Origin of the sequence: Pedobacter hartonius (assembly GCF_900107535.1) — a bacterium.
Lineage (GTDB): Bacteria > Bacteroidota > Bacteroidia > Sphingobacteriales > Sphingobacteriaceae > Pedobacter > Pedobacter hartonius.
Window position 1 is genome coordinate 1 of record NZ_FNRA01000004.1, and the last position, 12,988, is coordinate 12,988.

Here is a 12,988-nt window from a genome sequence, read left to right on the forward strand (position 1 = left end):
CCCTTATAATTGTATTGAAAAGTGGCCCACTGATTATCGTAATGACTGGCCCGCTATCATCCGTTTTCGCTGGCCCAGTATCACCGTTATAGACACCCTTAATAAAGGGCATAGGCGATGATCAGTTAGAATGTCATGAATTACCTCAAGAAAGAAAGTAACTTCTTCATAGGTATATTTTGAATTGATTGCATCAATTGCGGCCTGTTCCTTTAACGAATAGGGTGTTGTAGTTATACCTTTTTGTTCCGATGGTAAACTTGATGTGTTTTTTGTCATATCTCTCAGGTTAATCTGAAAGACTGGGAAAGCAAAAAAGGGTCGCCCTTAACGCTCATTCTGTAGTGAAGGTGTAGGACCACCACCGTTTTTCAACGGCCGAACACAGAACAAGCAGGCGACCCAAGTCCTAAGACTATACGCAAATATAGCTCAAGATTTGAGTATTCACCTACTTCTTGCATTCGAACGTCCTACTTTTCACTACAAGTTCTTTCAGTAATTGTATAAATTATTCCAATTATGGATACTTAACTCATTTTTCTAATTCATTATTTTCAATAGTATAAATCAAATTTAAAATATTATTTGCTAAATAACAAATTTAAAATACAAATATAAGCAATAAATATCATGTTGCTTGTTCCCCACACTATATGCCTTTACATTCATATGAAATGGCATTGACAAGTAAAAAGGTATATCAGCATTTAGGCTCATTTTTGAAGAATCAGAATATCAGTAACAATGAAATTTATTTTAAAACTGGTATAGATCCAACAAGAATAAGTAAGCTGAGCAGACCTGAAAAAGATACCATATCGGCTTTAGAATTCTACTTAATTGCTCTTGCTATCGGTGCTGATTTAGATGAAATGGCAAATCACGTATTTAGTGATTACAGGCTTAAAGAAACCCCAATCAGTTCTACTGCCCAGACTCATAAGCTTACCGAACTTGGTAAATTTCTGAATGAAGGTTTGATCCTTCAGAAGACTGTTGCACACAGGACAAATATCAAAGAAAGCAAACTTAGTAGCCTTTCAAATGATAAGAATATAGTGCCAATGGCCAAAGATTTATATCTGATTGCTTTGGCTTTAAATAAAAAGCCAAGTGATGCATTTAATTTTGTGAATAAGGATGTTGTACTTAACTCCTCCAACGAAGAAGAGCAACTAAGAGAAAAGTATAAGAAATTGCTTCTCAATGCTAAAACTAAACGGGATGGTATCTAACAGAGGCCTACAAACCTTCGTTTGCCGTCTCCATTTTCAGGTAACACTTCTTGCATAATTGGACTTCGGATAGAGTAAAGGCCAGAGGCCTTTACTCTATCCGAAGTGTTTATTCTTTCGCCCCGCCAATCTATACAACCATTGTATCGCAGTGTTACATGGGTAAATCAGGTTCCTGCATCTTGCTCAAAATTTAAGAATATGCGAGTTGAGGATCGAAAAGTCACACCGGAGATAGCCGTAAAAATCCTTCAGGAACATGGAACAATTGTCTCTTTGGATGAAGCAGAATTGATTTTGGATTTTATGTACCGATTTGCTAAATTGGTAAGTGATCAGCGTGTTACAGTCGAAAAACATAATCGTTATGATCATAATCCGGACTGCGAAACTCACACAAGGTAAGCAGGATTCATAATCTATAATCTTATTTAAGGAGGGCTTATGGCAATCGCACATTTGTACATTCGTGTCAGCACTGACGAACAGGCTGATAAAGGATTTTCTGAAAGAGACCAGGAAGAAAGGCTACGTACTCATTGCACCCGCAATAATATACAGATTGGCAAAGTGCTGATCGAAGACTATTCCGCCAAAACATTTGATCGTCCTGAATGGAAAAAAATAATGACAGAACTCAAAAGAACCAAAGGCAAAAATTGTGATTACATCATGTTTACCAAGTGGGACAGATTCAGCAGGAATACTGCCGATGCATACGGTATGATCAATTCCCTAATGTTGCTTAAGATAGAGCCGGTTGCAATCGAGCAACCCCTTGACCTTTCTGTGCCTGAATCCAAAATCATCTTGGCAGTTTACTTATCTATGCCAGAAGTAGAGAATGACCGTAGAGCGTTGAACATCTTTTATGGTATGCGCAAAGGAAGAAAAGAGGGGAGATGGATGGGGAAAGCATTCCGGGCTATGTCAATAAAATAACTGAAGATGGGAAGAAATATATCACGTTTTCCGAGCCTGAAGCTTGGCACATGAAATGGGCATTCGAAACAATATCCAAAGGGCTTTTAGCCACGGAGCATGTGTTTAACCAAGCTAAAGAAAAGGGACTAAAGTGTAATAGAAATAGTTTTTTGCAGGCAATCAAAAATCCTTGTTATTGTGGAAAGGTGATTGTTCCTCAATTTAAAGATGAAGATATGTACCTAGCTGAAGGAAAACATAAACCTTTGATCTCAGAAAGGCTATTTTACGAAGTGCAAGATGTTTTAAAGGGCAAAAACCGGAACAAAGGAATAAAGATAGTATCCCATAACCTTTTACCTCTGAGAGGCTTTCTTCTTTGCCCGGAATGTCAAAAGGTATTAACTGGTAGTCCTTCAAAAGGCCGTTACGCATACTATTATTACTACCATTGTCAGAAACAATGTAAAGTCAGGTTCAAAGCAGGTAAATGAAGCCTTTGAATACGAATTACAGAAATTTGTACCTAAGCCAGGCATGGCAGCACTGTTCAAAGAAATTGTCAACGATGCAACCAGAGATAGCACAGCACATGTCCAGTTAGAACGTAAAAAATGTATCACTGAGATCACTACTCAGAATAACCGCATCACCAAAGCGAGGGAGCTTTTATTGATGGATCATATTGAAGGCGAAGAGTACAAAATACTTAAAAAAGAATCTGAAAAAAAGATCATCAGACTGGAAGCTAAACTCAAAGATTTGACCACGGAAAATTCAGTTGACACCGAAATTCATTCAATTCTTGATAAAGCATTATATAGCCTCATAAACTTGACTCAGCTATATAGAAATGCAGATGTTGAAGGGAAACGTGTGATAATTGGTTCGATATTTCCAGAAAAATGGAGTTTGACGGCACTATACATCGAACCACCCAAATCAATGAAGCAGCCTCTCTTATCTACTTCATAAACACCAATTTATCTCAAAAAAAAACAGGAGTCAAGTCGAAAAAACGAACTGACTCCTGTATGGTACTCAGAGCGGGAATCGAACCCGCACGACTTTTAAGGTCACAGGATTTTAAGTCCTGCGTGTCTACCAGTTCCACCATCTGAGCAGGTGTAAAACCTTATAAATATAAAAGCCTTCAATAAAGAAGGCTTTAGAGCGAAAGACGAGATTCGAACTCGCGACCCCGACCTTGGCAAGGTCGTGCTCTACCAACTGAGCTACTTTCGCATTGGTATGTAAAACTGTATACTAAGGATACAGGTAATGTTTGTACTCAGAGCGGGAATCGAACCCGCACGACTTTTAAGGTCACAGGATTTTAAGTCCTGCGTGTCTACCAGTTCCACCATCTGAGCAGGTGTTAACCTTTTAAATTAAACGCCTTCCGGTAAAGAAAACATTTAGAGCGAAAGACGAGATTCGAACTCGCGACCCCGACCTTGGCAAGGTCGTGCTCTACCAACTGAGCTACTTTCGCATTGGTTTTATTCACATCATCCGATGTTTCCCGGCTGAATACAAGTTAAAAACTGATTACCTTGTTTCCGTTTGGGTTTGCAAATATAAATACTTTTAGATTACTGTCAAGTTATTTTTCATAATAAATAGGGGTTCTAGCTTAAGTTATTGGCCTTCAGTACCTCCGAAATCAAATTACTTTCAAATCCCTTTCCCATCAGGTAGGTTACCAGTTTATATTTCTTTTTATAGGGGTCTTTTTCTGCAATAAAGGGTGCTTTTTTTTCTGCTGCAGCTAAAATAGCGCCCACATAGTCATCATAGTCAATCGTATTTAACGCTTTGATGATCATTTTCTCCGGAACCCTTTTCAGTTTCAGTCCCTGTTTGATCTTAATCTTTCCCCATTTCTTGATATTGAACTTTCCCGATACATAAGCCATGGCAAAACGCTCCTCATTCAGGAAATTATTGAGAATAAGTTCTGAGATGACCTCTTCCACTTCGTCATGGTGCAGGCCCCATTCGTACAGTTTGTCCCTCAGCTCCTGTTGTGAACGTTCCTGGTAAGCGCAATAGTTTTCCGCCCTGGCGGATGCAGCTCTTTTATCGTAAACGGGTTTTGATTTTTCCAATGGTTATACAGATCAGAACGCAAATATCTGCATTTACTTATTAACTTTACCCAAACCTTTTATCCTGATCAATGAGTGAGAGCAGCTACACAATTCAGCAGATCGCTGAGCGCTTAAATGCCGAATCTTTCGAAGTAAAACATGATACTTTGATCAATACACTTCTAATCGACAGCAGGAGTGTGGTCAGTCCGGGAACCTCCCTGTTCTTTGCCATAGAGGCCCATCGGGACGGACATGAGTTTATCGGCGATGCCTATAACACGGGTGTCAGGAGTTTCGTGATCAGCAATGCCAGCTATCGGGATGTTTTCCCGGATGCTAACTTTCTGCTCGTACCGGATGTATTGCTGGCGCTGCAGCAGCTCGCTGCGGACCACCGCGGTAAATTTGACCTGGATGTAGTGGCAATTACCGGCAGCAATGGTAAAACTGTAGTCAAAGAATGGCTGTATCAGCTGCTGGCGGCCGATTTTAACATCGTACGCAGCCCTAAAAGTTTCAATTCCCAGATTGGCGTGCCATTGTCTGTCTGGCAGCTCAGTGCTGATCATACGCTGGGGATCTTTGAAGCGGGGATCTCCAAAAGTGATGAAATGGAACAGCTGGCCACCATTATTCAGCCCACCATAGGTATTCTTACAAACATCGGGGAAGCACATGCCGAAGGTTTCTCCTCAGCCGGTAAAAAGCTTTTAGAAAAGCTAAAGCTTTTTACCGGCGTTAAACTTTTTGTGTATTCACCGGATTATACCGGGGGTATAGCCCTGAAAGATCTTCCCGGGGAGCGCAGATTTTCCTGGAGCACAACAGTGAAGGCCGACCTGGAAATTCTGTTCGTGGAGCCGATCAAAGGCAGAAGTTATATCAGGGCGCGCTACAAAAGCGAAGAAATAGAATGCCTGATTCCCTTTAGTGACAGGGCATCAGTAGAAAACGGGATCATCTGCTGGGCTACCCTGCTGGCACTGGACTATACGCCTCAGGAGGCTGATCTCAGGCTGGAAAAGCTCACTTCGGTCAACATGCGCCTGACCTTGAAGAACGGCATCAACCAATGTTCAGTCATTGATGATTCCTATAGTGCCGATATCTCTTCCCTGGCAATAGCGCTGGATTTTCTGAGACTGCAGAACCAGCATGTGCTGAGAACCCTGATCCTTTCCGATCTGTATGAAACAGGGAAGAATGATAAAGACCTGTACGCCGAAATCGCATCCCTGCTCAAGCAGAAGCAGGTGAACCGTCTGATTGGCATCGGGCCGCATATTTCCGAATCTGCAGGGATTTTTGAGTTGGAAAGTACATTTTATGAGAGTACACAGGCCTTTCTGGAAAACTTTCCGGCAATGCATTTTAACAATGAGACCATCCTGGTGAAGGGAGCAAGGCGTTTTGAATTTGAGCGCATCAGTAAATTACTTACGCAGAAGATCCATGATACGGTGATGGAGATTGATTTGAATGCGCTGGCGAATAACCTGAAGTTCTATCAGTCGAAATTAAAACCTGGTGTAAAGGTGATGGCAATGGTGAAGGCCTTTTCCTATGGCAGCGGAAGTTTTGAGATTGCCAACCTGCTGCAGTACCACAAGGCAGACTACCTGGCCGTAGCCTATGCCGATGAAGGGATCTCCCTGAGGAAAGCAGGTATTACCCTGCCGATCATGGTGATGAGCCCTGAGCCTTCTGCATTCGAAGCCATTGTAAAGCACAAGCTGGAACCGGAACTGTACAATATGGATATCCTGAAGGCCTTTGTAGATTTTCTGCCTGATACACAGTTTTCCTATCCCGTGCACCTCAAAATAGATACAGGTATGCACCGCCTGGGATTTGAAGAACCCGATCTGCCCGATCTGCTGCCTGTGCTCCGGCTGGAAGAAAAGATTAAAGTGGTCTCGGCCTTCTCACATCTGGCAGCCAGTGAGGATGCGCGGCATGATGAGTTTACCACATATCAGCTAGACCGTTTCCTGGCGATAGTGAAACAGGTCCGTGCAGAGTTAGGTTATGATTTTATACGTCATATTTCCAATACCTCGGCAATTACCCGTCATCCGGAAGCGCAGCTGGATATGGTGAGGATTGGAATTGGTCTCTATGGTTTTGATTCCGGTTTGAAGAGCAATGCCGGGCTGCATACCGTGGGTGTGCTCAAAACTACCATTACCCAGATCAAAACCATAGGTCCTTTAGAAACTGTCGGTTATGGCCGCAGGGGAGTTTTACCCGAAGGGGGGACAATCGCTACCGTGAAGATCGGTTATGCTGATGGCTACCGCCGTTCATTTGGAAATGGGGTAGGCAGGATGCTGGTCAGCGGGAAACCTGCACCTACGATCGGTTCCATTGCAATGGATATGTGCATGCTCGATATCACGGGAATTGAAGCAAAAACGGGGGATGAGGTGATTGTTTTCAACGATCAGTTAACTATTGGCGATTTAGCAGATCAGATAGGGACCATTCCATATGAGATTTTAACAAATATTTCTCAAAGGGTTAAACGGGTGTATTTTTATGAGTAATTTTGTGTTATGAACAAGATCGGAGGCGCTTTATTAAATTATCTAATTAAGGGATTATTGATTGTTCTGCCTATCGCGCTGAGTATTTATATCGTGATCTGGGCTGTAACGACTGTAGACAGCTGGCTGAATGTCAATAATATTCTGGGGGTTGATCCGCGGACAGGAGGAAGCAGGAACATTCCCGGCTTAGGGCTGGCGCTGGTGGTTACACTGATCCTGGTAGCGGGAATATTTGTCACCAACTTCGTGACCGAACCGATGTACAACTGGTTTACCCGCTGGATGAACAGGTTGCCGGGGCTGAACTTTATCTATTCTTCCATCAAGGACCTTACCGAAGCATTTGTTGGTGATGAAAAGAAATTCAACCACCCTGTGCTCGTAGAATTGAATGGTGATATCAAAAGAATAGGCTTTCTGACACAGAATGACCTGGCATCTATTGGCTTGCCGGGAGAATGTGTGGTGTATTTTCCTTTTTCCTATTCCTTTGCAGGGCAGGTATGTGTAGTCACAAAAGATAAGGTAAAAGAACTGAATATGAGTGCTGCCGAGGCGATGAAGCTGGTGGTATCAGGAGGGGTTAGCCATATCAGCACCCCCCTGTAATTTAGAAATTCGGTTTCAGTACATATTTGTCGTAGAACCTGAAGATATGCTCGGCTGCATCTTCAGCGCTGTCTACCACGCGGAAGAGGTTCAGGTCTTCTGCATGAATATTGTGTTCTTTTTCAAGCATTGTATTTTTTATCCATTCTACCAGTCCGCCCCAATAGTCTTTGCCCACCAGTACGATAGGAAAACGGGCAATCTTACCGGTCTGGATCAGGGTGATCGCTTCGAAAAGCTCATCCATGGTACCCATCCCGCCTGGCAGGACAATAAATCCCTGGGAATATTTCATAAACATCACCTTCCTGATAAAGAAATAATCAAATTCCAGCAGTTTGTTATGATCTATGTATTTGTTGTGGAACTGCTCAAAAGGAAGGTCTATGTTTAAGCCAACAGATTTACCGCCGTTCATATGTGCACCTTTATTGCCGGCCTCCATAATGCCGGGGCCGCCGCCGGTGATGACGCCATAACCGCGATCGGTGAGCAGTCTGCCGCATTCTACGGCGATCTCATAGTATTTACTGGTTTCTGCGGTTCTTGCTGAACCAAAGATGGATACACAGGGGCCAATTTTAGCCAGTTTCTCAAAGCCGTCTACAAATTCGGCCATTATTTTAAAGATCTGCCAGGAGTCGGTCACTTTAATCTCCTGCCAGTTTTTATTTTCAAAAGCGCTTCTTATTTTCTCTTCACTGGTCATGCTGTAAACTCGTTATTAATAATTAAAATTTGGTTTGGGTAACAGCTATTTTTCCTGTTATCCAAAGTAATATAAATGTAATGAGGGCATTCAAGATAATCAATTCAAAACCTATTTCATAACCAAACCAGTGTACACTGTTACTTTTGATAAAGAAAGACAATAAAGGTGACGCCACACAGATATATGGCACCATTTTATCTGCTACCGCGCGGTTGGTGAACATACCTAAGGTAAATAATCCCAGTAACGGCCCGTAGGTATAGGTTGCCGCGATGAACATAGAGTTGACAACAGAATCATCATTGATGACCTTAAAGATCAGGATCACGACTACCATCAGGACGGAGAACCCGATATGTACCAGGTGCCTTTTTCTCACCAGTTCAGGCGTGTTCTGATCTTCCTTTTTATCGAAGTGTAAAAAATCCATACAAAAGGAGGTCGTCAATGCCGTTAACGCTGAATCTGTCGTTGCAAAAGTAGCGGCAGTTAATCCCAGCATAAAGATGATTCCGGGAATAATATTCAGGTGGTTCAGGGCGATTTCCGGATAGAGATTATCTGGTGTTTTTAACGCCGCAACATCAATTCCGTTCTTTTCGGCAAAGATATAGAGCAGTGCGCCCACGCTCAGAAAAAAGATGTTCATGATGACAAAAACACCGGTAAAGGTGAACATATTTTTCTGTGCTTCGCCAATGGTCTTCATACTCAGGTTTTTCTGCATCAGGTCCTGATCGAGGCCCGTCATGGCAATGGTGACGAAGATACCGCCCAGGAATTGCTTCAGGAAGTGCGATTTGGTTCCCATAAAGTCGTCCCAGAAGAACATCTTTGAATAACTGCTGTTCTTCACCGCTTCAAATGTTCCGGCGACGTCGAGATGTAACGACCGGGATATAAAGATTATGGACAGGATAACGGAGAGCAGCAGGAACACTGTTTGCAAAGTATCCGTAATAATGATTGTTTTCAGTCCGCCTTTATGGGTATACAACCAGATGAGCACCAGGCAAAGGACAATCGTAAGCCAGAAGGGTACATTCCAGGCATCAAATATAAACCGCTGCAAAACTATAGCTACCAGGAACAGGCGCAAAGAGGAACCGATTGTTCTGGAAAGCAGGAAAATAACAGCCCCGGTTTTATAACTGTGCGGCCCGAGGCGTCTTTCCAGGTAAGTGTAGATCGAGATCAGGTTCATCCTGTAATAAAGGGGCAGCAGTATTGTTGCGATAATGATAAACCCTACGGCATTTCCCAGAACGAACTGAAAATAGCCGAATTCACTTTTACCGACAGCTCCCGGTACAGAGATGAAAGTCACGCCGGAAAGTGCGGTACCGATCATTCCAAAAGCTACCAGGTACCATTTTGAGTTCCTGTTGGCGATAAAAAATGAGGCATTGTCTGACGAGTTCCTTGAGGTAAAATAAGCTACTCCTACTAACAGGGCAAAATATCCTAGGAGGAAAGATAAAAGTATGGCTGGGGTCATGGTTCGGGTTCGGCTTGAAAGCGAATGTAAGAAAAATCATATTTTAAAAATCAAAATAACAGAAGATAAATCTAAATTTGTAGAATGAACTTTTCTTCCAAGCTTCTTGAAGATGCTGTTAATGAATTTTCTAAATTACCGGGGGTAGGGCAAAAAACTGCATTGAGGCTGGTACTGCACCTGCTGGGCAAAGAGCAGGAGGAAGTGGATACTTTCGGCAATTCCATGATCAGGCTAAAAAGGGATATTAAACACTGTAATATCTGCCATAACATATCAGACCTTCCTGTATGCAGTATCTGTTTGTCGCCCAAGCGCGAAAAGGAAGTGATCTGCGTGGTAGAAGATACCCGTGATGTAATGGCGATAGAGAATACTTCACAGTATTTTGGTGCCTACCACGTGCTTGGCGGTTTAATCTCACCTATGGATGGCATCGGCCCCTCAGATCTTTTTATTGATTCACTGGTGCAGCGTGTGGCTACAACCCCTGTAAAGGAGATCATCCTGGCACTCAGCGCAACAATGGAAGGTGATACCACGCTGTTCTATCTCTATAAAAGACTTAAAGATTTCCAGGTTCCCATTACAACCATTGCCCGCGGAATAGCCTTCGGGGGTGAGCTGGAATATGCAGATGAGATCACACTCGGCCGGTCTATCGTAACAAGGGTACCTTACGTCAATTCAATTATAAAATAATAACCATGGATTTTAAAGATAAAGTGGTCATCGTAACCGGTGCCTCGTCCGGCATAGGAAAATCATGTGCAGAGGAATTCGCAAAACGCGGTGCAAAAGTGGTTCTTGCCGCAAGACAATTTGTAACGTTGTGTGAAATTGCAGCCGGCCTGGAACAAAAGTACGGTGTCAAGGCACTGGCGGTGCAGGCAGACGTAACCAAAGAGGAAGAATGCGAGCAGCTGATCAAACAGGCCGTATCAACTTTTGGTAAGGTAGATATCCTGCTGAACAGCGCTGGTATATCCATGCGCGCGCTGTTCATTGAAATGGATCTGTCTGTGATCAGAACGGTGATGGAAGTGAACTTCTATGGTGCTGTGTATTGTACAAAATTCGCTTTACCGGAAATCCTAAAAACCAAAGGGGCTATTGTTGGGGTATCTTCTTCCGCAGGTTATCGCGGATTGCCCGGAAGGACTGCATATACGGCCTCTAAATTTGCTTTAAATGGTTTTATGGAGGCATTGAGGACGGAATTGTTACGGAAGGGGGTACTCGTGATGGTGGCTTCCCCGGGTTTCACTACTTCTAATATCCGTGTCACGGCATTGGATAAAAATGGAGAAATGCATGGCGCTACCAATATGGATGAAGGTAAAATGATGTCTCCTGAAGAAGTTGCCGAAAGGATTGCAAATGGAATAGCAGGCCGCAAGCGTGATTTGATTATGACTGTTCAGGGAAAACTAGCCATCTGGATGAATAAACTGTTTCCCGCACTTACCGATAAGCTGGTTTACAAACACTATCAAAAAGAAGGAACACTGAAGGAATAACCCGGTGGACCAGTGCTGGTTTCTGTTTAAATAATGCCATAACTGCCTGAAATTTTAGAAATGTTTGCAAATATTAAAAAACTATTACATATTTGTTTCAATGATACTTACAAACGGACATAACAACTGGTGGTGGCACAGCGCTTAGCGTGTGTAACCCCATTCTGTACGTTTTATTTTATATAAAAATATTTTGAGGGTTGCTTTATAGCAACCTTTTCTGTTTTACAACCATGAAGAAAATACTGAACCACTTATTTGAAAACAAATCTTTTAGCCGACAGGAATCCCAGCGGATTCTGACGGCAATCGCATCAGGTGAATTTAACAATTCGCAGATCGCGGCATTCATCACTGCTTTTGGCATGCGTAATATTACCGTTGCCGAGCTGCAGGGCTTCCGCGATGCAATGCTCGACCTCTGTGTAAAAGTAAACTTATCAGATTATGACCTGATAGACCTCTGCGGAACCGGCGGTGACGGAAAAGATACCTTTAATATTTCTACGCTGGCTTCGTTCGTTGTAGCCGGAGCGGGATATAAAGTTGCCAAACACGGTAACTACGGCGTTTCTTCAGGTTGTGGCTCTTCCAATGTGATGGAATACCTCGGCTATCAGTTTACAGCCAATGAAGATGAACTGAAACGCAGCCTGGACCGCGCAGGGATCTGTTTTATACATGCTCCTTTGTTCAACCCGGCGATGAAAATAGTTGCCCCGATACGTAAAGACCTGGGGGTTAAAACATTTTTTAATATGCTTGGGCCAATGGCAAATCCTGCACAACCCAGGAATCAGATTGTTGGTGTATTTAGCCTGGAGCTTGCCCGCCTTTACGCCTACCTGTACCAGGAAACGGATAAGAACTATACCATTATACATGCCGTAGATGGCTTCGATGAGATATCCCTTACCTGTGATGTGAAAACCTTTAGTAAAAGCGGCGAAGCATTGCTTAAAGTTAGCGACCTGGGGTTTGAGGAGATCAATGAAAATGAGATCGTAGGCGGTGATACGGTTCATTCATCTGCTGATATCTTTATGCATGTACTGGAAGGGGTAGGAACAGACCCTCAGCAAAATGTAGTACTTTGTAATGCAGCCATGGCCATCCAAACCATCAAGCCCGAACAATCCTTTGCAGATTGTTACTATGAGGCTGAAACCTCACTAGTGGGCGGACTGGCCCTGAAAAGTTTTAAAAGCCTTCTAGGATGAAAGCTCAGCTGAAAATTTGCGGAATGAGAGTACCGGCCAATATTGCCGAGGCCATTGCATTACAGCCGGCATATATGGGTTTTTTGATGTATCCCGGCTCTAAAAGATTCATAGCAGATCTCGACGCAGCGACCATCATTTCTATTCCTGCAGATATTAAAACTACTGGTGTTTTCGTTAATGAAGAGCTGGAAGCAGTGAAAAAGGCAATTGACCTGTACCATTTTAAAGCCGTTCAGTTACATGGAAATGAAAGCCCGGATTACTGTATGGAGCTGCAAGGCAAAGCCGAAGTGATTAAAGCCTTCGGAATCGATGAGACATTCGATTTCAGTACACTGGAGGCATACGCTGATGCAGTAGACTATTTTTTGTTTGATACCCAAACGCCGGAGCACGGAGGTTCAGGAAAGGCATTCAACTGGCACCTGCTGGAGAATTATACTTTGCAAAAGTCCTATTTCCTCAGTGGTGGAATAGGCCTGGCGAATGCTCCCGGATTACTGGAGATCAGGGATGAACGTTTTTATGCTATTGATGTGAACAGCCGGTTTGAACAGTCCCCGGGTTTAAAGGACATCGCCCGGCTCACCGAATTTAAAAAATTATTAGGCTGCTAACG

At 43.1% G+C, this 12,988-nt stretch carries 14 protein-coding genes and 4 tRNA genes; 10 read left to right on the forward strand and 8 right to left on the reverse strand.

Annotation, left to right across the window (positions count from 1 at the left end):
- Nucleotides 1–33: 33 nt before the first annotated feature.
- Nucleotides 34–279 carry a hypothetical protein gene (locus tag BLW16_RS08475; RefSeq protein WP_090556165.1) on the reverse strand — a complete coding sequence of 82 codons (246 nt, stop codon included), beginning with the start codon at nt 277–279 and terminating at the stop codon, nt 34–36.
- 398 nt (nt 280–677) lie between these two features.
- Here BLW16_RS08475 and BLW16_RS08480 point away from each other — a divergent pair, with 398 nt between their 5' ends.
- From BLW16_RS08480 to BLW16_RS23680, 4 genes are all read left to right on the forward strand, one after another.
- Entirely contained in the window at nt 678–1,238 is a 561-nt protein-coding gene (locus BLW16_RS08480; RefSeq protein ID WP_090556166.1) for a hypothetical protein, read from the forward strand.
- Between the two features lie 444 nt (nt 1,239–1,682).
- Nucleotides 1,683–2,180, forward strand: a complete 498-nt coding sequence (locus BLW16_RS23670; protein WP_245735182.1) for a recombinase family protein — start codon at nt 1,683–1,685, stop codon at nt 2,178–2,180.
- A complete protein-coding gene (locus BLW16_RS23675; RefSeq protein WP_245735183.1) occupies nt 2,141–2,656 on the forward strand; it encodes a recombinase family protein in 516 nt (171 codons plus the stop codon). Before BLW16_RS23670 ends, BLW16_RS23675 begins: the two co-directional genes overlap by 40 nt.
- A gap of 43 nt (nt 2,657–2,699) precedes the next feature.
- A complete protein-coding gene (locus tag BLW16_RS23680) occupies nt 2,700–3,137 on the forward strand; it encodes a hypothetical protein (protein ID WP_245735184.1) in 438 nt (145 codons plus the stop codon).
- 60 nt (nt 3,138–3,197) lie between these two features.
- Here the strand turns inward: BLW16_RS23680 and BLW16_RS08495 are convergent.
- The 5 genes from BLW16_RS08495 to BLW16_RS08515 all read right to left on the reverse strand — a co-directional run bounded on the left by BLW16_RS08495 (nt 3,198) and on the right by BLW16_RS08515 (nt 4,273).
- Nucleotides 3,198–3,285, reverse strand: a tRNA-Leu gene (locus tag BLW16_RS08495).
- A 49-nt stretch (nt 3,286–3,334) separates the two neighbouring features.
- Nucleotides 3,335–3,407: transfer RNA gene (locus BLW16_RS08500), tRNA-Gly, on the reverse strand.
- Nucleotides 3,408–3,450: 43 nt separating this feature from the next.
- Nucleotides 3,451–3,535, reverse strand: a tRNA-Leu gene (locus BLW16_RS08505).
- 49 nt (nt 3,536–3,584) lie between these two features.
- Nucleotides 3,585–3,657: transfer RNA gene (locus BLW16_RS08510), tRNA-Gly, on the reverse strand.
- A 136-nt stretch (nt 3,658–3,793) separates the two neighbouring features.
- Nucleotides 3,794–4,273 (reverse strand): regulatory protein RecX, encoded by a 480-nt coding sequence (locus tag BLW16_RS08515; protein ID WP_090556168.1) that lies wholly within the window; start codon nt 4,271–4,273, stop codon nt 3,794–3,796.
- Between the two features lie 71 nt (nt 4,274–4,344).
- Here BLW16_RS08515 and BLW16_RS08520 point away from each other — a divergent pair, with 71 nt between their 5' ends.
- Both BLW16_RS08520 and BLW16_RS08525 read left to right on the forward strand, forming a co-directional pair.
- Complete coding sequence (locus BLW16_RS08520; RefSeq protein WP_090556169.1) at nt 4,345–6,804, forward strand: bifunctional UDP-N-acetylmuramoyl-tripeptide:D-alanyl-D-alanine ligase/alanine racemase; 2,460 nt, start codon at nt 4,345–4,347, stop codon at nt 6,802–6,804.
- A 9-nt stretch (nt 6,805–6,813) separates the two neighbouring features.
- On the forward strand, nt 6,814–7,416 hold the full coding sequence (locus tag BLW16_RS08525; RefSeq protein WP_090556170.1) for a DUF502 domain-containing protein: 603 nt from the start codon (nt 6,814–6,816) through the stop codon (nt 7,414–7,416).
- A gap of 1 nt (nt 7,417) precedes the next feature.
- On the opposite strand, the gene BLW16_RS08530 is transcribed toward BLW16_RS08525, so the two are convergent.
- Together BLW16_RS08530 and BLW16_RS08535 are read right to left on the reverse strand one after the other, a co-directional pair.
- The gene (locus tag BLW16_RS08530; RefSeq protein ID WP_090556171.1) at nt 7,418–8,125 is read right to left on the reverse strand and encodes an LOG family protein; all 708 of its coding nucleotides are present in this window, start codon (nt 8,123–8,125) and stop codon (nt 7,418–7,420) included.
- Nucleotides 8,126–8,147: 22 nt separating this feature from the next.
- Nucleotides 8,148–9,626: a sodium:solute symporter gene (locus BLW16_RS08535; protein ID WP_090556172.1), complete on the reverse strand. Its 1,479-nt coding sequence runs from the start codon at nt 9,624–9,626 to the stop codon at nt 8,148–8,150.
- Nucleotides 9,627–9,710: 84 nt separating this feature from the next.
- Between BLW16_RS08535 and recR the strand changes: the two genes are divergently transcribed.
- The 4 genes from recR (at nt 9,711) to BLW16_RS08555 (ending at nt 12,986) form a co-directional block, all read left to right on the forward strand.
- The gene (gene recR, locus BLW16_RS08540) at nt 9,711–10,328 is read left to right on the forward strand and encodes a recombination mediator RecR (protein WP_090556173.1); all 618 of its coding nucleotides are present in this window, start codon (nt 9,711–9,713) and stop codon (nt 10,326–10,328) included.
- Nucleotides 10,329–10,333: 5 nt separating this feature from the next.
- Nucleotides 10,334–11,146 carry an SDR family oxidoreductase gene (locus BLW16_RS08545; protein ID WP_090556174.1) on the forward strand — a complete coding sequence of 271 codons (813 nt, stop codon included), beginning with the start codon at nt 10,334–10,336 and terminating at the stop codon, nt 11,144–11,146.
- Between the two features lie 233 nt (nt 11,147–11,379).
- Nucleotides 11,380–12,366: an anthranilate phosphoribosyltransferase gene (gene trpD, locus BLW16_RS08550; protein WP_090556175.1), complete on the forward strand. Its 987-nt coding sequence runs from the start codon at nt 11,380–11,382 to the stop codon at nt 12,364–12,366.
- Nucleotides 12,363–12,986 (forward strand): phosphoribosylanthranilate isomerase, encoded by a 624-nt coding sequence (locus BLW16_RS08555; protein WP_090556176.1) that lies wholly within the window; start codon nt 12,363–12,365, stop codon nt 12,984–12,986. Before trpD ends, BLW16_RS08555 begins: the two co-directional genes overlap by 4 nt.
- Nucleotides 12,987–12,988: the final 2 nt, after the last annotated feature.